Consider the following 20905-nt stretch of genomic DNA (forward strand, 5'->3'; position numbering starts at 1 on the left):
CCGCACTGTCTGACAAATGCAGTGACTTGAGTCAAGCAAATACAAATAATTTACTGCTAAATTTTGTATATATTCGGTAAAATCGTATCGTCAATTCATCTTTATCGACTTTGTATTTATTTTATACAAAACATATATTGCTAAAAAATTTCTGACTGATAATCTGCGCGTATATATTTCCCTAAAATAATTGGAATTTCGGCTGAGTAGTAAATGAATGAAATGGGTTAAAGACCCATTGACACAGCATTGAGACTCACGCGTAAGATAGGCCGGACAGTGGCCGCGGTTAACAAAACGGCAACTTCCGGTAACTAAGGGAAAATCAGAAAAGTCAGTGGCATCTATAAATATAAGCAGGAATAAGAATGAGTAAAGTCGCGCCAGTGTTTGCGATGATTATGTTGATGATAGCAATTTGCTTGTCTGCGGTCTCTTTCAGCAGCTCAGCCAGTGAGCCGGTGGCGGTGTCCAAAGAGCTAAAACAGCAATTATTGGGATCATCGGTCTATATTCAAATCTTCAAAGAAGAACGTACCCTGGAATTATATGCCAGATTACAAGGTGAGTATCGTTTGGTACAAAGCTATCGTATCTGTGAATTCTCCGGTGGACTTGGCCCCAAACGCCGTGAAGGGGATTTTAAGAGCCCGGAAGGTTTTTACACTATTGATATGCGCCATTTAAAACCCGACAGTAAGTTTTATCGGGCAATCAATATTGGCTTCCCAAATGATTATGATAAGTCGCAAGGTTATTCAGGGAAATATCTGATGATCCATGGCGCTTGCAAATCAATCGGCTGTTATGCCATGACTGATGCTTATATGGACGAGATTTTTAACTACGTCCAAACTGCATTTATCTTTGGTCAGGAAAAAGTGGATATCAGTATCTACCCCTTTCGCATGACTGAACAAAATATGCAACGCCACCGTAACTCTTCTGATTATAACTTCTGGCGTCAGCTACAACCGGGATATGCTTATTTTGCCAAGAATCGGATGCCGCCATCTGTTTCAGTGATAAATGGGCAGTATGTATTGAGCCGACCACCTGTTTCTAGTGCGCCGGCGTCGCAGTATGCCTCGACCCACTCGAGTTCAATGCTCCAATCAAATACGCTCGCCAAAACAGAATAATGCAAACTCGCCTGGTGCAATTTTGTGCCAGGTTTCATTTCCTGTCAGGGGCTGAGTCGCAATCACTGTGACCACATCGTTGGGTGTGGTCTGGCGCTGGAAATCAATTTCAACATCCTGATCCAACAACGTGGCTTTACCGAAAGGCGCGCGCCGCGTTATCCAATATAAATTGGTCGAACAGAACGCCATCACAAAACGCCCATCAGACAGCAACATATTAAACACCCCTTTGGCGCGTAATTGCTCGCACAAGGTGCCGATATAGCGAAATACTGCAGGCCAGTTACTCGGTGTGCGGGGGTAACGTTTTGCCAATTGATTCAGCAGCCAGCAGAATGCATATTCGCTATCTGTTTGGCCAATAGGCCGGAAAGTCCCGGTATCCAATTGGCGATAACCTTTCAGTTGGCCATTGTGGGCATAAGTCCAATTTCTTCCCCACATTTCGCGGGTAAAAGGATGGGTATTCTCTAATGCGACTTCACCCCGATTTGCCTGGCGAATATGGGAAATCACCGCACAGGATTTAATCGGATAATCTTGAACCAATCGAGCAATCGGCGAATTAAAACTGGGTTGGGGATCTTTAAACGTGCGGCAACCATTCCCTTCATAGAAAGTAATTCCCCAGCCATCTTTATGCGGGCCAGTTCCCCCGCCCCGTTGCACCAGGCCGGTAAAGCTAAAGCAAATATCCGTCGGAACATTTGCGCTCATCCCGAGCAGTTCGCACATATATTCCCCTCCCAATTCCTGTCATTCAAGGTGATCAACAATACTGCTGACCACCTTGCTACATCAGGCCTTTACCATCTCTTTTTCAATTAACTGAATCAAGATGTGAATGACTTTAATATGAATTTCCTGAATACGGTCTGCATAACCGAAATGAGGAACTCGAATTTCAATATCCGCAGAACCCGCCATTTTACCGCCATCCTTACCGGTAAGAGTGATAACTTTCATGCCCTTAGCACGCGCCGCATCAATCGCTTTAATGATATTACCTGAATTACCTGAAGTGGAAATACCCAGCAACACATCCCCTGCACGGCCAACAGCTTCCACATAGCGAGAGAAAACATAGTCATAACCAAAATCATTACTGACACAAGAAAGATGGCTGACATCTGAAATTGCAATGGCCGGATAACCAGGGCGGTTTTCACGATAACGGCCGGTCAGTTCTTCTGCAAAATGCATTGCATCACAATGGGAACCCCCATTGCCGCATGACAATACTTTACCGCCAGCTTTGAAAGAATCAGCCAGTAATACGGCCGCGCGCTGTATGGCATCGATGTTGTTATCATCTTTCAAAAATTTTGCCAGAGTATCGGCTGCTTCATTCAGTTCACTACGGATTAAATCGTGGTACATGGGAGCCTCTTTATTGTTCTATACCTAAATATTCGTCCTGTGCCAGTGTACCGGATAGCATAAACTGCGAGAAGCACTGTGATGAATTAGCCGGTAGAGTTTTCGCGCTTAGTGCCGCCAATTTGTGAAGTGAGTTGTAAATAATATGTAATGGTATTGCTAAAGATAATGAGATGAACTACAACAAATGTATCACTCAACAGGTCAGACCTCCTACATCTCAGGAGCTTCATTATGATGGTTCTTAGCATTGTTGCCTTGCTGGTTCTTATTGGTGTGTTGTTCTATCACCGGGTGAACCTGTACCTCAGTAGTTTGATTCTAGTGGTTTACACCGCCGCGATGGGGGCGACGCAGTTATGGTCATACTGGGCATTATTGCCGCTGGTGATTGTTCTGCTGCCACTGACACTCACACCACTGCGCCAATCCCTGTTTTCAGCCCCGGCATTGCGCATGTTCCGTAAAGTCATGCCAGCGATGTCTCGCACTGAAAAAGAAGCCATTGATGCGGGAACAACTTGGTGGGAAGGTGATTTGTTCCAGGGCCAGCCTGACTGGAAGAAATTGCACAACTATCCCAAACCGCAATTAACTGCCGAAGAACAAGCTTTTATCGATGGGCCGGTTGAAGAAGCCTGCCGTATGGCTGATGATTTCCAGATTACCCATGAATTGGCTGACTTGCCGCCAGAACTGTGGGCATATCTGAAAGAAAATCGCTTCTTCGCGATGATCATTAAGAAAGAGTATGGCGGCCTTGAGTTCTCCGCTTATGCCCAAGCTCGCGTATTGCAAAAACTTTCCGGCGTGTCTGGCATCTTGGCGATTACCGTCGGCGTACCAAACTCCCTCGGCCCGGGTGAACTCCTGCAACACTACGGCACTGAAGAGCAAAAAAATCATTACTTACCCGGCTTGGCCCGTGGCGATGAGATTCCTTGCTTTGCCCTGACCAGCCCGGAGGCCGGTTCAGATGCCGGTGCTATCCCGGATACCGGCACGGTTTGCATGGGGGAATGGCAAGGTAAACAGGTTTTGGGCATGCGCCTGACCTGGAACAAGCGCTATATTACCCTCGCGCCGATCGCCACGGTACTGGGGCTGGCATTCAAATTGTCTGACCCTGAGCATTTGCTGGGCGAAACTGTTGATTTGGGCATTACCTGCGCCCTTATCCCGACCAACACCCCAGGGGTAGAAATCGGCCGTCGCCACTTCCCGCTGAATGTGCCGTTCCAAAATGGCCCAACTCGCGGCAACGATATTTTTGTGCCGATTGATTACATTATCGGCGGGCCAAAAATGGCCGGTCAGGGCTGGCGGATGCTGGTGGAATGCCTGTCGGTTGGCCGCGGCATCACCCTGCCATCCAACGCCACTGGCAGCTTGAAAAGTGTGGCCATGGGGATTGGCGCATATGCTTATATTCGCCGCCAGTTCAAAATCTCTATCGGTAAAATGGAAGGGATTGAAGAACCCCTGGCGCGCATTGCCGGTAACGCCTATGTGATGGACGCCGCCGCGACCTTGATTACCAGCGGTATTATGTTGGGCGAGAAACCAGCGGTGTTATCCGCCATTGTGAAATATCACTGTACCCACCGTGGTCAACGCGCCGTTATGGATGCGATGGATATCGCGGGCGGTAAAGGTATCTGCCTTGGCCCGGCCAACTTTGTCGCCCGTGGCTATCAAGGCGCGCCCATTGGTATCACGGTCGAGGGGGCGAATATCCTGACCCGCAGTATGATTATCTTCGGTCAGGGCGCTATCCGTTGCCATCCATTTGTACTGGATGAAATGGCGGCGGCGCAATCTAATGATGTTGCCGCCTTTGATAAAGCGCTGTTTGGTCATCTCGGTCATGTGGGTAGCAGCAAAATCCGCAGCTTCTGGTTGGGGCTGACCAATGGCCGCACCAGTGCAACACCGGTCAAAGACAGCACTCGCCGTTATTACCAGCATCTGAACCGTCTGAGCGCCAATCTGGCCTTACTGTCTGATGTCTCCATGGGAGTCTTGGGCGGGAGCCTGAAACGTCGCGAACGAATCTCTGCCCGCTTGGGGGATATTCTCAGCCAAATGTATCTGGCTTCTGCAACATTGAAACGCTATGAAGATGAAGGCCGCCAGAAAGAAGATTTACCGCTGGTGCATTGGGGGGTGCAAGATGCACTGAATCAGGCGGAACAAGCACTGGATGATTTACTGCGCAACTTCCCGAATGGCTTGATTGCCGGATTAATGCGGTTTGTGGTCTTCCCATTTGGCCGCGTGCATCAAGCACCATCGGACCGTCTGGATCACCAGTTGGCGCAATTGCTGCAAATTCCATCTGCCACCCGCAGCCGTATTGGTCGTGGTCAATACCTGACACCGAGCGAATTTAACCCAGTGGGTTTGCTGGAGGCAGCACTGCAGGATGTGATTGCGGCAGAACCCATTCATAAACGCCTGAGTAAAGAAGCGGGCAAGAGCCTGCCATTTACCCGCTTAGATAAGCTGGCTAAACGCGCACTGGCTGAAGGGAAAATCAATGCCGAAGAAGCAGCGGTATTGACCAAAGCAGAACATAGCCGCCTGCGCTCTATTAATGTTGATGAATTCGAGGCTGATGCACTGGCCACCAAACCCGCAGTAAAGCCGGTAGCCAAACCACGGCATACTGAAGCCGCTTAATATTTTGCCTTATTGATGTAAGTGTCTAACTTATCACTCAGCCTCCAGTTACTGGAGGCTTTTTTTATCCGCTAATAAGTCACGCACAATCAACCCGAACTGTTCAGGTTTGCCGGTAAATAACACATGGTCGGGCTGAATCTGTAGCAAGCGCTGGCGCAAATCATTGCGCCATTTTTTATCCGAAATCAACCGCACTGTCACCGCGATATATTCAGCCAAAGTATGTGCGATCAGTGCTTCGTCCAATCCCAGCCGGCGGAATAACCCCTCATCTATATGCTCATGGACTTCGGCTCCAGTTAAACACACACCGGGAAGCCCCTGACGGACGGTATCGACAATGCCATTGGTGTTACCAAAAGGAAATGGATTGATAAACAGGTCACACTGATTAATAACCTGCAAATAATCCAGATAGTCCAAATGCTCATAAACTCTTGCTTGCGGGACAATCGCATTCACAGCTTTCTCCATCACCCGATGGGTTATTCCCCAACAAAACCCCACCAGAAAATGTAATACCACTGGGGTTGATGTTCGCTGGGTTATTTCGGCACAGGCCGCAAGGAATCGAGGGTTAATTTTCATTGCCGAAGCACAAACAGCAATATGTACGGCTGGCCGCTTATCAAAATGCAATATGGGCTGCGGCTGACTAATATTGGCGGGCGGCACATATGGCAGGCAGTCTTTGGGTAATGGGACCACTTTTTCAGAGAAGCATGCTATATCTCCCAGATAATCCTCCTCCACCAACACCGCATCAATATAATCAGAATGAGTGGTGGCCGGGTGCCCCAATGCCATGATTTGTAAGGGAGCCAGCCGCAAATTAGTCAACGCAATAGTGATAGGAAACATACCGACACTGGGAAAATAAATAACATCAGGGCACAGTTTCTGTGCCAGAGCAGTAATCGCCTCAACCGCCCCAACCCGGTTGACCTCGGTAAAATCATCAAAAACGGCGCGAGTTATGGTGTCAGTGGCTTCAACAATAGTGACCCCATGGGTAGCAAACTGATCCCGTGCGGCGCGTAGGGTGCTGGAATGGGTGCGATAAATAGAATGGCCGCTGTTAAACCACTCAAGAATAACCAGCATCAATGGCTTACGCCGTGCTGGCGGAGGGGAACAGTTATCAGTCAATCCATTGTGGAGCAGCGTATTACGTAAGTGGAAATTAATACTGCGTTTTATGGCGTGTTTCTCTGCCCTATCAGCATAACTGCAATGCATATAAACATCATGCAAGATACGTTCGGGTAGACCCTCAAGACTCGCGAGAGTTAATAGTTTCTCAGGTAACCACTCTAATAGCTGTTCACGTTTCGCATGGCCGGCTGCACTAGGTAAAATACGCGGTGACAGTAGCGCCAAAAATAGAGCCGCCGCCGCATGAGGATTAAATCGCCATAATATATCTGGCTGTAAAGGGATCCCTGATTCCGGTAAATACATCACACAGAACTTAAGGAAATTATTTCGCTCAAATCTAAGCGGGTGAGCACATCCCTCTCCCGCCTGATTAATATTAGTAATAACATGATCGGCGTGATAAAATGGGGAGGCCGCAAAAATTAATGCAATCCACCGATGAAAATTAATAAATTGTAAAAACCCCTTTTCTGACAGTGCAAACCCGGGGTCTGAAAATAGATTACCAATTGCCGCAGCTAGCCGATTACAATAATGCTCCTGTTGCTGTAATGGCTGTTTGTTAAGAGAAAAAACATCCCAACGGCCATACTGGATATCTAATTGCTCCAGCATCAGTATTAATATTCGCCCGGCATCTTCATAACGCCGGGTACAAACTAAAAACTCAAAATACGGCAATGAAAATACGTTTGATTTCTCGCCGGTTGGTACTGTTTCAATTGTTTTTTCCACCATAATCGGCTCTCCATGGCAATTTGATATTTCAACCCCTCATTGAAGTTAATAAGGCGCTCGTCAAGATAATCAAACGTAATGGCACTGGGCTATTTTTGACCTTTGCTGATGGAGTGCGGCTTCCAGCGGCCCACAGCATGTTCATCGCAAGCCCCTAGTGTGAGAGTGACAGCATCAGCAATGTGGCTAATTCCCCTTTCAGGGATACAAAGCGCAATATCAATATTTGTGGCGAAATCATGCATAGATTCGCTCACAATAGCTGGCGGTAATTGCTGCTCTTCGAGGGTGCTGAGAATGTTATCTCGCTTTATGAATAACGCCCCCAGGTGCTGAGGCGGCGTTATTTTCTCTGTGGTTAATGTCTCTGTGGTTATTTTCTCTGAGTTTGCTTTCCCTTCAAAGACAGGTTCAGCCCTGGTTTTACCTATATTCGGATGATTGACTTGATGCCCAACCTTATTGCTAAAACTATTCTTATCAACTAATTTGCCATTGATGGTCACATTGTTACCAATATTGCCCGGCAAGACTATAAACACCGATGATTTAAATTTTGAAGCGGTATGCCCGCCAAGCGCAAGTTCAGTTATCACAGCATCATCATCGAGGAAAATGCCGTGATGATGACCAGAACTGCCATTCACCGCGCCACCACTCATTGAGCCATCAATATAAACACCATGACCATCACCCACCGCATTGCCATGCATCGTAGTATTGCCGCTGTTAGAGACCGGGCCGGTGATTTCTACACCATGACCATCAGTGGCGTTACCCGCCAGCGCGGTGTTATTGAGAATGTTATTGCCGCCCAGTGCAACACCTCTCCCTACATTCCCACTGGCATCGCCACTGACCGCCAGTAGATCACCGATTCTAGCCCCGGTGAGATTGGCATTTTTAGCTACATCAACCCCGACACCACTGACTGAGTCGCCCAAAACTGAGCTACGCTGACTGCCGCTCAGTGAGGCCGCCATCTCGACCCCTTTACCATTGATGCTGTTACCATACAGCCTGGTGTTTTTGATGCGAGAGTCACCATCTACTTTGATGCCACTGCCATTTGCTGAAGTGCCAGTGACTCGACCACTGCTCATGGAGCCGTTGAGTTGTACGCCACTACCATTGCCCGCGTAGCCTGTCACCGTGCTATTGCCAATATTCGTTATAAGCCCATTGATATCGATACCTAAACCATCCGTCGCGTTACCATTTAGCGCAGTGTTATTTAGGGTATTATTGCCAATCAACATGACACCCGAGCCTTTCGGCCCGCTAGTGTTAGCGGTGACACGCAGCAAATCATCCTCATCACCACCAATCAGACTGAAAGTATGACCAAGATATACGCCAGTGCCGTTAACTGTCGCCCCCAGCACCGCGCTGCCATTATGCCCCGTGATATTCGCGGCTATCTCAACCCCTGTGCCGTCGCTACTGGAGCCATGTAAGGTGGCATTATCTAGCTCATTATCAGCATCTATCTTGATGCCACTGCCATTGGTGGAAATCCCATTAATCCTGCCACCATGAATTTTACCGTCCAACCGCACACCAACGCCGTTCGCCGCCAGGCCGGCAAGTCTAGTCGCCCCACTGTTCGTCAGCGGGCCAGTAATATTTACCCCAATGCCACGGGTGGCGTTGCCATTTAAGCTAGTGTTATCAAGGGTATTATTACCCCCTAGTTGAATGCCCGTCCCCCTATCGCCTGCTGCTTTCCCATTGATAACTAACAGATCGTCAGCGCTCCTCCCAGTGAGAATGGCATCTCTATCAATAGCGACTCCGGTGCCATTGACCACATCACCCAGCACGGCACTACCGTGGCTACCCGCCAAGTTGCCGACGATCCACACTCCTTTGCCATCAGGGCTATTGCCGGCCAACGCGCTGTTACTAAGTACCGTGTTACCCTCGATACCAACCCCAGCCCCCGTCGCCGAGATACCATTGATCCGGCTATCGTCAAGCACACCACTCATAACGTGAACACCAATGCCACTGGCCGCAACCCCATGCACCACACTGCCACTCAGTGGGCCATCAGCTTGCACCCCAATACCGCGGCCGGATGCTGTGCCATTTAATACCGTGTTACCTTTGTTGATAAGTGGGCCGGTGATATCTAATGCAACCCCATCCACAGCGAAGCCATTTAAGCTGGTATTACTTAAGTCGTTATTGCCATGGAGTTTTATCCCAGTGCTTGCATCACTTTTCGCCACACCATTCAGGGTCAGCAAGTCGGCTTCACTGGTGCCTGTAACATTCAAATTCGCTGCTATATCAATGCCATAGCCAACACCATCAGTCATGCCAGTAATCATACTGTGATGGATACCTTTGATATCATGGGTTAACTCCACACCTTTACCGCCGACACTGCGGCCATTCAGTGCGGCATTATCTAATACTGTATGGGTGATAACACTGGAACCCGGCAAGGAATCAACTTTGATGCCGATACCATTAATTGATTGCCCGCTCAGCGCGGTATCCATAATGGTGGCATTCCCGCTGATAAGCAGACCTTCGCCATGGGTTGAACTGCCAGTAATATTAATGCGATTAATATGATGCTCTGCACTGGAGAGCTGAACACCGGTGCTATCAGTACTGGTGCCTTCAATAGTGACCGGGCCGGAACTATTATTCACCAGCCTGGAAATAACCACCCCAATCTCCGCCACACTACTGCCTTGAATAAATGTGTCGCCCTCACCATTTAATACCACGGCATTATTACTGTCGGGGAAGTTAATACCGATACCGCGGGTTGCTCGCCCCTCCATGCTTAGAGAGCCATTATTATTGAGCACGAATGTTTGGGGGTTGGTATAAGTTATGCCATTCCCCCCCGTAGTCGCTTGTGTTCCTTTATTTTCACCCAAGAGAGATAATTGGCTGCCCTTAGCAATATTGAGTGTATTGGCACCACTAAATTCAATCCCTTTACGAGTTGCACCGCTACCTTCGGTCTCACCTTTAAAAGTAATATTCCCTTCAATCGACAAGGTATTATTGGCTCTAAAAATAAGTGCCGTGTCCTGCGTAGCATTCAGTGCTTTGCCGACAAATAACCCACTATTAGCCATTATGGCATTATTACCACCAAAGCTTAATACGCCACTTTGACTCGCCGTAAATGGCGTCACCGCCTCAGAATAAACAGCAACACTGCCTAGCGGAGCATTAAAATAAATGTTATCAAAATAAACATTTCCTGACCCAGCAGAAACCCCATTGATATTAATGTTCTTATTGGCCGATATCAGATTAACATTTTCCAGATCAACCGATGCAGCTTGAATACGCCCGCCACCATTCTTCCCTACAATAGTAACATTTCCTTGCGCGGCAATATTATTACGGGAGTCATCCGAAAGACCAGCAACATACACCCCCTCAGTTGAAATAAGTGACGTGCCATTCAAGGTAATATCTTTTTGTGCATTTAACGAGCTATTAGCTTTAACATAAACCCCTTTATTATTGGCCGCACTTACATTGGCATTAACATCACCTGTTATTGCTGTAACACTCGTATTATCCAATATCAACCCAATAGCACCATTAGTAATAGAGATAAACTCAACCTCATTTGCTGTAACATTACTATTGGTTAACGCCAAACTTTTTGAACCATTATTATTGACTGTAAAACTCCCGCTTTGAGCTTCAATATTAACGCCATCAATATTGACACCTGCCCCCCAAATATTACCGTAATTATCTGATGCTATTGATATCGATTTTCCAGCAGTGATGTTTATTCTATTAGATAAATCACCAGAAACTGTCACCACCTCCATATTGGGTGTCGAGTTATTACCCATTATGGAGATATTCCCACCCGCGACTATCGCACCATTACCTTTAAAAAAAAATCCTTTGTAATTGAGTGAACTTACATTAGCACTAATATCATTTTTAGCCGTAAGAACTGAATTATTCATCACAACCACATTATTATCAGTGATATTACCATTCAATGAAATATTATTAGCGCCAATGCTAACATTATTGAAAGGGCTTCCCTTATCACCCGTAACATTTAAATTAAAATCGCCATTCTCAGCTGTTATCGTGGCAAAATTCCCAGCGACGGTGCTACCAATTGCTGTTCCATTATTAAACGCCACCATAGATATATCGCCACCAGCAGTCATATTAACCAAAACACTACTGGAGTTACCGCTTATCTTTATTGCTTCAGCCCCTGCAGCAGTCGAGTTACTGGTCGTACTGTTCAAGTTGATATTGCCACTGGCGCTGATGTTAGCCTCACCTGAAAACCAAACGCCTTTTGCTGTGGTCGTGGCATTGGCAGTTATATCACCAGCGGTGGCGGTAATATTACCGTCTCTGAATAACAGACCACTCACCCCGGAGACATTAATGTTAAAGTTTACATTATTGCCACTGACATTGGAGTTCAGTATCTGCAACCCATAATTAGCCTGAGTGATAATTTTCCCATTGATATCAAATGAAACATTCCCCGACTTAGAAAAAACACGTCCATTAGTAAAATCAACACCTCCTGATGCCCCCCCATTGGCATTGGCCTGGAATATAATATTTTTATCACCGGTAATAGTTGCATTCGTGAACGTTCCCATCCACGAACTGTTAGAATTAGACTTCATACTGAATGACATATTACCCAAGCCAGTGAGGATGGAATCCTCAGAGACATCAATGCCACGCCACCCCTGCCCATTTAAATTACTACTTTCTCCCGTAATATGCATTTCACCTGCCGCGAAAACATTAGCAGAATTAGTGATATTCACCCCCATAAGGGAAGCAACGCCGGTATTACCTTCCAGAGTAAAATTACCGACTTCATATTTACCACCCATGATAACAATACGCGTTGCGCTTTTATCATCGACATGCTTTGTCAGGAAATCCCCTTTATTTAATAAAATATCAACATTATTTAAGGTAATAACAGAGTCTGCGGTGGAGTTCCCCGCTAATAAATTAAGATTCAGCTTTCCTGCATTAGATGAAATATTATTGTTCACAATAATATTTCCGTCGGCATATAACGTCAACGTAGCATCGCCACCGGCAGTTTTATTGATATCCGCATTTACCGTAATATCGCACCAACGGCAATTGGTTAAGTTATTATTACTGGTGGTGACTGTCACATTAGTGCCACGATCAAGTTGCGTATTAATGCTGGTATTCAGTATTTGTGCAACATTGGCGGTTGGTGTGAAAACCTGCGCATTCTCGACATATCCGGCAAGAATCCCCCCCGGCTGAACCAGCGCCCCACTCTCAGTACCGCTGCCAATAATGTTTACCTCGGCCGGATCAAGCAGCCAACGGCCCTTACTTCCGCGCACTGCACTCGCATCAACTTGACCAAAAGCTTGTAAATTTCGCCTGCTGGATGTTTCTACCCGCCCACCATTACCTGATTGCGGCCCACCACGGGCATGAATATCGCCATAAAAACCAGTGTAATGTTCAGACCATAATATGGCCGTACCGCCCGCCCCTTGCTGCGAAGCAGAGACATTAATATTCGCACCTTGGTCCATGACAATAGCGCGAGTGTTTTTTATCTGTTTATTTTTGCCGCGCCAATCGCCACCAACTAATACTTTGCCACCGCCAGTAGTGCCGTGTGCATCAATTTTGCTCGCCGTCACTAAGTGAATATTTTCACCTTGTAGGATAACATTCCCGCCACGGCCCTGCGGGTTACCAACATCAATAACTCCCTGCTGGCGCACCACTCCCTCACTGCCGCCATCAAGGAAAATAACACCATTCTTTGCAGATAAACTTTGCGCCTGCAAAATACCGGTATTATCAATCACGGTATTCATTAACATCTCTTTGCCGTGTGCTGTCAGTTGGACAACCCCACTATCCGCCTGAATCAGCCCACCATTTTGTAGCAAAGAACTGACCTGTTCGCCCTTAATTTGCACCCCAAGCAAACTACCCTGATCTAGATTAAGGATGACATTATCCCCATTGGCTAACGCCACTTTCCCTTCCGGCGATTGGATAATACCTGAATGCTGATTAATAACTTTCTGACCAATCAGTGCAATATAACCCCCTGCGGTAGTTCGTAAATTGGCCTGATTAATCAATTTACCCTCGTGTTGTGGACTGGTCAGCGTATAGCGCCCAGCAGCAAAGTCCGGATTAGAGATAACTTTTGTACTGGCGACCAATCCACCCACATCAACTTGTGCACCTTTACCAAACAAAATACCATTTGGATTAAGCAAAAATACCTGACCATTAGCTTTTAAGTTGCCATATATTTGCGATGCATCGCGGCCCAACACTCGGTTCAGCGCAATACTCTGCGGCCCCGGCTGGTGATAAATAACACTATTCCCCTGCGCAATATCATAACTGGCCCAATTGATCGCCAGTTTATCGCTGTGCTGAGTCACAGTAAGACTAGTGTGATTAATATCCAATTCTCCTTGACCAACAACAATATTGCCGTTAACCGGCAGTGCGGGATCGGCAAATACCAATAACGGCAATGTACCGAGAGCTAATCCCATTAGGATCGCCAGCCGGCTTAATATTCCAGCCGCTGTATAACTCTCATTAATAACTTTTTTGCCGGTAGCCGAAAACGAACGCCCATAAGCTCGAGTCCACTCCCCGACAGCAATTAAGCATCCCAACCGGCGGCAAAAGATAAGTTTGTATAATTGACTGTTCATTATTCACGTCCATTAAATCTGACAAATATGCCGATCAGCGCTAGAACATCTTATAAGCGCTCAGCCAAAGTTGGTTATTATCCGGTTGAGGCGTTGCTGCCTGTCCGGTTCGATGTGCCCAAGTCAAATTCAAGGAGTAATCTGCCTGGCGGGAGAGAGTGAAATAGGTGCCAAAACCAGACAGGTTGATATTATTCCCCATCATGCCCTCAATAGGCTGGCGATAATAAGAACCCCATCCTTGATCAAAGAATGCTGCAAAGGACATTTTATTCCCCGCCCCAGCCCAATCCGGAAATGGCGGTTGCCAATGGACACGTAATTCGGTGGTAAAAATGGTACCGTTATCCACCGCTCCTTCGCCAATACCATAAGCACGAACCGCCAGAGGGCCCCCCAATAATAACTTTTGTGAGCTATCAAGATTTTTACTGGCCATTTGACCGGTAAATTGATTGAAAAAAGAGAAATAGGGGCCGAAGCCCTGATCATGACCGGCGCGATAATTAGAACGAGCAAAAGTACCAGCAATACGGGTCACTGTATTAGCTCGCTGACTGAATTCATCATCCAATGACAGATGACCTGCTGTACCCAGCAAATAAAAATGACTCAACCCACGAGGGAGTACGGAAAAAGTGCCATTAATACCAAATTCACCGGCATTTAAATTGCGTTTTTGGTTCGGCAACATAATCAGTGAATCCTGCATTTTGCTCTGATAATAACCGGCATTCACATCAACTCTGGCTGCTGAATTACGGATCCACGGATGGCGTAAATTAACCCCCCACGTATTAGAATGACCGCGAGCATCCAATATTTTGAAAGGCCCCTGCAGGGTATAATCCAAGTAGCTATAATTGAGTGCTATACGGGTGCCATAAGTATTAATGGGAAAGTTGTAGTCCAGCAAACCGTTGAATACATCGCCAGAGCTAGATAAGATCAAATCTGTACGTAATTGATCGCCCCACCCTGTCATATTATTTAATGCCCCACCGGCGAATAACCGATTATGCCCTGAATAATCATTGCCTTGATTATCCGCACCGATATATCCCATCGCGGTTTGGCCTGGGGTAATATCAGCATAAATTCTTGTCATGCCCGGTTGGGTTCCTGGTTTTAATGCTAAAGAGGCATCAACCCCAGGTATTTCATTAAGAATAATGGCGGTTCGTTCCAAACGGGATAATTCAGCTGGAGAAGCAGAACAATCTTTGTCACCCAAAAAAACCACCTGTTTGCTGCAACTATTGCTTTCAATCACCACAGTAGCAAAGCCACTATTCAACCGGCTCTGATTGTCGACTTCCGGTTTATCTAATCTGCCTGCAAGAATTCTTACGACAACAATACCTTCATGGATTGTTTGTGGCGGCAATATTGCTTGTGCGGCAACGAACCCTTGCTGTCGATAAAAGCGAGTTACCGCTAACGTCATGGCTTGTAAATCATTAAAATTTAATCGCTGCCCTAACCAAGGCGTAATTACAAATCGTAATGTATTATTGTTGTCATTGCTGGGTATTAATAACAGGGTATCACCCTCGAATCTGACCTCTCGTAAAATAATTTTCTCCGCCGCAATAGAACCGCCGGATGATAAAGTGGGAACTATAGGAGGAAGCTTGAGTTCTGTTTCCTGTGGCGTGCCCAATGGCTCCTGTATTGTTTGCCGTATTTCATTACTAATCGCACCAGTATCCGGTACATTTATTACCTGAGGAACAGCGACTGCCTGTGAACAAAAAAAAAGTGTCAATATAATTACTCTGCTACTGAATTTAGTCTGATGCCGTAATTTTTCTGGATAATAAAAATGTTGCATAAAATACGCCTACTTAGCATGATGACAAAGCCAGTTTGAATAAAAATCTGAGTTATTTTTCACTGACCCATAGGATTCAATTTTAATTATCAAGTTAATATTTTTATCAATAAACATAAAATATAATAAATGCAACACCTGAATAAATAAAAGCATTGAAATACTCTCTGTTATTTCAGACTAATAGCCACTTCATATTTATAACAAATAGTTATTTGTGGTAGATATTTCATAATCAATATAGAATCATAATAACACCCTATTAAAATAAATCATGAAAATAGTTTTATTTTATATAGATAGAGTGGCAATTACACAAGCAGATGAAATGTGGACATTAAAATATACCGCCCCCATAAACTGAATGATAATAATTAAAAGCAACAAAATAATAAGTTACAAATAAAATCAATCACGACAATATAAAAATATCATTCGCACTGAGAATCTGCCTAGAAAATACTGATTCAGTAAAGTATTTTCGATACTATTTTTAATAGTTATAAATGCCATTCTTAATAGTCAGCAGACAATAGAAAACCCCGCATTACTTCACGGGGTTACTATATTGCAGTAATAATTAATCCACTGTATTAAAATATGTTATTTCATTATCCATTTTGTCGGATACGAGCAATTAAATCATCAACACTATCAATATGTGATGCCGCTAATATCAAAGTCCGTCCCAAATTCAAAGCATGGCGCTGGCATGCTCTGCGCATCTCATCATCAGCAATACTATCCAGATCAGCCACATGCGCTAACCCAATGGTGCGCCGGATTAATTCACTGCCACAATACCCCACGGCATCTTGCCAAACCTGCTGTAAAAACAGAGATGCATAACCGGTGGTTGCCAGAGCCAAATCTTGTGTTTTTTCCTCACTCAATGCCAGAAAACAGCTGGCAAAGGTGTCCCACAGAATATGGATATCTTTCAAGCGCTGTTCACGACCAGCCGCCGCATCTCGTGGGCCCGCTAATCCCGGTAAACCACAGTAGTTAAGCAGTAAATTACCCACAGCCGTACCGATATCAAAACCCATCGGGCCATAGAAGCCAAACTCGGCATCAATGGTTTTCAGTCGACCATCTGAAACAAAAATTGAACCGCTATGAATATCACCGTGAAGTAATGCTTCAGCTTTACTCAGGAAACGGTGCTTTAGCGAAGCGACTGCCAACTTGAGTGCATTATCCTGACGCAAAACCAACACATCCGGTAATAGCACTGGATCAAAGTTATTGCGTTCATGATCAATATAGGGGTCAGTAAAGAATAAATCTTCGGTGATTTGGCATAATTCCGGATTGGTATAGCGGCTGACTGCGGCCTTTTTATCCTGAGCCGATTGATAAAAATCCGAGGTGTGAAATAAGGTTTGTGCTAAATACTCTGCCAATTGCTCCGCAGCTTGGGGATAGTATTTCCCCTTGACCAATTCACTGCGCCAAATTTGGTGGTCAGATAAATCTTCCTGCACCATCACCGCTAATTCTGCATCGTGGTGCAGAACATTAACCGTATGTTGCGGGCAAAATTGGCGGTGTGTCAGCAGAGTTTCGGCTTCAATTCTGGCGCGATCCAATGTGAGTGGCCAGGATTCACCCACGCAGCGCACATAAGGCAGAGCTTGTTTGACAATCACTCGGCTAATCCCGGCAGCATCACGGATTTTAAAGACCAGATTGAGATTTCCATCGCCAATCTCATCGGCCGTCACTAAGGTTTGTGGATCAGCAACCTGACCAAATTGGCGAGCATATTCAACAGCATCTGCAGCAGTAAATGTATGGTAGCGCGACATCTTCAACCTCTTTGTTCTCTTTTTGATTCTGATTCACTCACCGCCAACCATATGCTTAGCCGTGAAATTATTCCCTGTTTGAGTAAAAAAATCCGTATTTAGGCGTAAAACCATATAGACGTCTACACATCCGTAAGATATGTTGGCAGAATAAGAAACCAGATGCAATAACGCAACATGGATTTAACTGACAATGAAGACGTTTAACACGCTCGACTTACAAACAATCCATTCACACATTACTCAGTTACAGACGACTAGCTTAAGAATTATAGATGGCCAGCTGTGGATACTGGACCAACAGGCCTTGCCACAGCGCCAGGAATGGCTGTCAGCCGATACGGTAGAATTGCTGATTGAGCATATTCAGGCGCTGCGGGTGCGCGGTGCGCCACTAATTGGGTTATCAGCCAGCCTGCTGCTGGCTTTACTGGCAGAGCGCGGCTTGCCGCAAGCTCAGCTTGAACAAGCCCTGATTGCACTGCGGGAATCGCGCCCAACGGCAGTGAATTTGATGAATAATTTGGCGCGGATGCAACAAGCATTACTGCAAGCCAATTGGGTTGAAGCTATGGCCCGCGAGGCATTGCGTCTGGTAGAGGAAGACCGCGAGTTATGTGAGCAGATTGCCCAGCATGGTGCTGAGTTGGTCAAACCCGGCAGCAATTTACTCACCCACTGCAACACTGGCGGGTTAGCCACCGCGGGCATTGGTACCGCCATCGGCGTATTACTGCGCGCTCATCAGCAAGGCAAAATAAAACAGGTGTGGGTCGATGAAACTCGCCCCTTGTTGCAAGGCGGGCGCTTAACCGCCTGGGAGCTGGGCGAACTGGGCATTCCTTATCAATTGATTTGTGATTCGATGGCTGCCAGCTTGATGGCCCAAGGCAAGGTCGATGCTATCTGGGTTGGGGCTGATCGCATTGCTGCTAATGGCGATGTTGCGAATAAAATTGGCACCTATAGCTTGGCAGTATTGGCGCATTATCACCGCATTCCATTTTACGTGGCTGCGCCACATACTACCTCTGACCCGGGCTGCCCAAATGGTGCGGCAATACCCATAGAGCAGCGAAATGCCAGTGAAGTCAAAGGGGTGTCCGGGAGTTTTGGTCATTGCCAATGGGCACCCGAAGCGGCCGCAGTGTATAACCCGGCCTTTGATGTCACCCCAGCCGCATTAATCACGGGCTGGGTATTAGACAGCGGCGTGGTCACGCCGGAACAAGTGGCTGCTGGCTTCTTTCAGCCCAAGAATTAGCGGTGCCTGATATTTGCTAGCCAAAGTCATGGGAGTCACAGGTAGGCAAGCCCGATGCGCTGACTATCGGGCGTAGCTCCTGTGGCTTCCAGTATCAGGGAAATCAATCTAAGCGCGGATAAACATCAGCAATCTTATCGCCGGTAAAATGCGCCACCCAACCCTCAGGGTTATCAAATACGCGAATGGCGGTAAAATTCGGTTTAGACCCCATATCAAACCAATGAGGAGTATTGGCTGGCACGGATAGCAAGTCATTCTTTTCGCAAAGAATTTGATAAATCTTGCCTTTCAAATGCAAGCAAAACAGCCCAAAACCTTCCACGAAGAAACGCACCTCATCTTCACCATGGGTATGCTCCGATAAAAATTTTTCGCGCAATACTTCCCGCTGCGCATTATCAGGGCGCATGCTGATCACATCCCAGCTCTGATAGCCTTTTTCCGCCACTAATCGGTCGATTTCATGCTGATAAGCTGCAATCACGGTATCTGGCTGCGGGTTTTCGCCTAGCTCGCAGTCTGCCTGCCAGCGCTCAAATCGCACGCCAATGGCGGCCAATTGCTGTTGAATTTCTTCAGCATCGCGGCTTTGCCACAGCGGCTGTTCTGGCTGTTCATCACTAAAAATGGTTAATCCGCTCATGCAGTAAAATCCTCGAGGTTTATCTCATCAAAACGGCTGACTTGGCGATGGCGGCTTTCACTATCGGGAAGGTCGCGAATCAACTGGCAAGTCTGCCAACCGGCAAGCTGGGCGGCATCCAATTCCTGGCGAATATCGGACAAAAAGAGTAATGCAGCCGGTGCAATGGCCAACTGATTAGCGATATTCCGGTAAGCGCTCACTTCGCGTTTCGCCCCAACATGGGTGTCAAAATAACCGCTGAACAGTGGCTGTAAATCACCGGCATCACTGTAGCCAAACAATAATTTTTGCGCATCAACCGAGCCGGATGAATAGACATACAGCCCCACCCCTTGTTGCTGCCAGGCCGCCAGTTGCGGAGCAACATCAGCATACAAATGCCCACGGAAATCCCCTTGCAGGTAGCCAGTGCGCCAAATAATCCCCTGAATAGCTTTCAATGCCGTAGATTTGCGGTCTTCATCCATAAAACGGTGCAAAGTGGTAATCAGCGTTTCAATATCTGCATGCGGTTGCTCAATCTCACGGCCTAACCCCAGCAAGGCGCTGGCAACATCGTCATCCTGTCGATGCTCATGTAAGAAAGCGGTCAGCCGCTCGCGGGCATAAGGAAAAAGCACTTGATGGACAAATCGGATGTCGGTCGTGGTGCCTTCAATATCAGTGACTATGGCCTGAATCATTTTGTCTCCGCTTTAAAGTTTGCGTCCAGCAGGCGGCGTTGCAGTTCGCACTGAAACAGGAACTCCAGCCCTTCCAAATGGCGGCGTGCTTCAGACACGCTGCTTCCCCAGCAGTACAAACCATGGCCGCGCACCAAGAAGCCGTAACGCAACGGGTTATTATCAGCCCATGCCGTAACTCGCAGTGCCAAAGCCGGGATATCTTGATCATTATCGAAAATAGGGATAACCACGCTATCAAGGTGGCTACGTTGCCCGGCAAGCGATTTCTGCATCTCATAGCCTTGCAGCACCAACCTATTGCTACGTTCTACTCGCGACAGCACAGTAGCATTCACCGAGTGAGTATGTAACACCGCATTAATTGCTGGATACAGACGATATAGCAAGGTATGCAGGCCGGTTTCCGCCGATGGTGTACGCCCGCTGGGCACATAATTATTCGCCGTCTCCACCAGCAAGAAATCATCGGCCGTCAGACTGCCTTTATCTTTGCCCGACTCGGTAACCAAACATTGCGTCGAGTCCAGCCGCAGGGACATATTACCGCCAGTCGCCGGGCACCAGCCCTTCTCACCAATCCAGTGGCAGGCGGCCAGCAGCGCGCCCAGTTGTACATTTTCTGTCATTGCATATCCCGGTTGTGGTGTTGGTGTGCCATGGCAATATTTGTTAGCGCAAGAAATTGTTAGCACAATTTTATCTATGCTTAGCCAATTACGTCATTTAGCCGTTTAAACATCTAAGCGTCTCGATTGCCAAATCTTAACATCGTGTTATGGTGAAATGAAGTTGGTTTTAATGGGATATTCTGAGTTGATGTGATTAAA

12 protein-coding genes are annotated in these 20905 nt (G+C 46.7%); 3 read left to right on the forward strand and 9 right to left on the reverse strand.

Going from position 1 to position 20905, the window contains the following annotated elements:
• Nucleotides 1-368 precede the first annotated feature (368 nt).
• Complete coding sequence (gene dpaA / locus D5F51_RS14185) at nucleotides 369-1142, forward strand: peptidoglycan meso-diaminopimelic acid protein amidase (RefSeq protein ID WP_129197436.1); 774 nt, start codon at nucleotides 369-371, stop codon at nucleotides 1140-1142.
• Here the strand turns inward: dpaA and D5F51_RS14190 are convergent.
• Both D5F51_RS14190 and lpcA read right to left on the reverse strand, forming a co-directional pair.
• Nucleotides 1116-1880 carry a class II glutamine amidotransferase gene (locus tag D5F51_RS14190; RefSeq protein WP_025377346.1) on the reverse strand — a complete coding sequence of 255 codons (765 nt, stop codon included), beginning with the start codon at nucleotides 1878-1880 and terminating at the stop codon, nucleotides 1116-1118. The two genes, dpaA and D5F51_RS14190, sit on opposite strands and share 27 nt — an antisense overlap.
• Before the next feature lie 63 nt (nucleotides 1881-1943).
• Nucleotides 1944-2525 (reverse strand): D-sedoheptulose 7-phosphate isomerase, encoded by a 582-nt coding sequence (gene lpcA / locus D5F51_RS14195; RefSeq protein WP_129197438.1) that lies wholly within the window; start codon nucleotides 2523-2525, stop codon nucleotides 1944-1946.
• 234 nt (nucleotides 2526-2759) lie between these two features.
• On the opposite strand from lpcA, the gene fadE reads away from it, so the two are divergent.
• A complete protein-coding gene (gene fadE / locus D5F51_RS14200) occupies nucleotides 2760-5207 on the forward strand; it encodes an acyl-CoA dehydrogenase FadE (protein WP_129197440.1) in 2448 nt (815 codons plus the stop codon).
• A 48-nt stretch (nucleotides 5208-5255) separates the two neighbouring features.
• On the opposite strand, the gene D5F51_RS14205 is transcribed toward fadE, so the two are convergent.
• The 4 genes from D5F51_RS14205 to mtnK form a co-directional block, all read right to left on the reverse strand.
• On the reverse strand, nucleotides 5256-7106 hold the full coding sequence (locus D5F51_RS14205; protein ID WP_129197441.1) for a glycosyltransferase: 1851 nt from the start codon (nucleotides 7104-7106) through the stop codon (nucleotides 5256-5258).
• A gap of 89 nt (nucleotides 7107-7195) precedes the next feature.
• Complete coding sequence (locus tag D5F51_RS14210; protein WP_129197443.1) at nucleotides 7196-13834, reverse strand: two-partner secretion domain-containing protein; 6639 nt, start codon at nucleotides 13832-13834, stop codon at nucleotides 7196-7198.
• 40 nt (nucleotides 13835-13874) lie between these two features.
• Nucleotides 13875-15668 (reverse strand): ShlB/FhaC/HecB family hemolysin secretion/activation protein, encoded by a 1794-nt coding sequence (locus D5F51_RS14215; RefSeq protein ID WP_129197445.1) that lies wholly within the window; start codon nucleotides 15666-15668, stop codon nucleotides 13875-13877.
• Nucleotides 15669-16279: 611 nt separating this feature from the next.
• Nucleotides 16280-17479 (reverse strand): S-methyl-5-thioribose kinase, encoded by a 1200-nt coding sequence (gene mtnK, locus D5F51_RS14220; protein WP_129197447.1) that lies wholly within the window; start codon nucleotides 17477-17479, stop codon nucleotides 16280-16282.
• Nucleotides 17480-17672: 193 nt separating this feature from the next.
• On the opposite strand from mtnK, the gene mtnA reads away from it, so the two are divergent.
• Nucleotides 17673-18743 carry an S-methyl-5-thioribose-1-phosphate isomerase gene (gene mtnA, locus D5F51_RS14225; protein WP_129197449.1) on the forward strand — a complete coding sequence of 357 codons (1071 nt, stop codon included), beginning with the start codon at nucleotides 17673-17675 and terminating at the stop codon, nucleotides 18741-18743.
• A gap of 103 nt (nucleotides 18744-18846) precedes the next feature.
• On the opposite strand, the gene D5F51_RS14230 is transcribed toward mtnA, so the two are convergent.
• Genes D5F51_RS14230 through D5F51_RS14240 form a run of 3 tightly spaced genes read right to left on the reverse strand, consistent with a single transcriptional unit; the run spans nucleotide 18847 to nucleotide 20704 of the window.
• The gene (locus D5F51_RS14230; RefSeq protein ID WP_025377339.1) at nucleotides 18847-19389 is read right to left on the reverse strand and encodes a 1,2-dihydroxy-3-keto-5-methylthiopentene dioxygenase; all 543 of its coding nucleotides are present in this window, start codon (nucleotides 19387-19389) and stop codon (nucleotides 18847-18849) included.
• Nucleotides 19386-20075 carry an acireductone synthase gene (gene mtnC / locus D5F51_RS14235; protein ID WP_129197451.1) on the reverse strand — a complete coding sequence of 230 codons (690 nt, stop codon included), beginning with the start codon at nucleotides 20073-20075 and terminating at the stop codon, nucleotides 19386-19388. The genes D5F51_RS14230 and mtnC overlap by 4 nt, the downstream gene beginning before the upstream one ends.
• Nucleotides 20072-20704: a methylthioribulose 1-phosphate dehydratase gene (locus tag D5F51_RS14240; RefSeq protein WP_129197454.1), complete on the reverse strand. Its 633-nt coding sequence runs from the start codon at nucleotides 20702-20704 to the stop codon at nucleotides 20072-20074. Before D5F51_RS14240 ends, mtnC begins: the two co-directional genes overlap by 4 nt.
• Nucleotides 20705-20905 lie beyond the last annotated feature (201 nt).

This window comes from Yersinia hibernica (assembly GCF_004124235.1).
GTDB classification, from domain to species: Bacteria; Pseudomonadota; Gammaproteobacteria; order Enterobacterales; family Enterobacteriaceae; genus Yersinia; species Yersinia hibernica.

Coding starts and splice junctions, on each gene's coding strand:
- dpaA (WP_129197436.1), top strand. CDS start 369: ATGAGTAAAGTCGCGCCAGTGTTTGCGATGATTATGTTGATGATAGCA.
- D5F51_RS14190 (WP_025377346.1), bottom strand. CDS start 1,880: ATGTGCGAACTGCTCGGGATGAGCGCAAATGTTCCGACGGATATTTGC.
- lpcA (WP_129197438.1), bottom strand. CDS start 2,525: ATGTACCACGATTTAATCCGTAGTGAACTGAATGAAGCAGCCGATACT.
- fadE (WP_129197440.1), top strand. CDS start 2,760: ATGATGGTTCTTAGCATTGTTGCCTTGCTGGTTCTTATTGGTGTGTTG.
- D5F51_RS14205 (WP_129197441.1), bottom strand. CDS start 7,106: ATGGTGGAAAAAACAATTGAAACAGTACCAACCGGCGAGAAATCAAAC.
- D5F51_RS14210 (WP_129197443.1), bottom strand. CDS start 13,834: ATGAACAGTCAATTATACAAACTTATCTTTTGCCGCCGGTTGGGATGC.
- D5F51_RS14215 (WP_129197445.1), bottom strand. CDS start 15,668: ATGCAACATTTTTATTATCCAGAAAAATTACGGCATCAGACTAAATTC.
- mtnK (WP_129197447.1), bottom strand. CDS start 17,479: ATGTCGCGCTACCATACATTTACTGCTGCAGATGCTGTTGAATATGCT.
- mtnA (WP_129197449.1), top strand. CDS start 17,673: ATGAAGACGTTTAACACGCTCGACTTACAAACAATCCATTCACACATT.
- D5F51_RS14230 (WP_025377339.1), bottom strand. CDS start 19,389: ATGAGCGGATTAACCATTTTTAGTGATGAACAGCCAGAACAGCCGCTG.
- mtnC (WP_129197451.1), bottom strand. CDS start 20,075: ATGATTCAGGCCATAGTCACTGATATTGAAGGCACCACGACCGACATC.
- D5F51_RS14240 (WP_129197454.1), bottom strand. CDS start 20,704: ATGACAGAAAATGTACAACTGGGCGCGCTGCTGGCCGCCTGCCACTGG.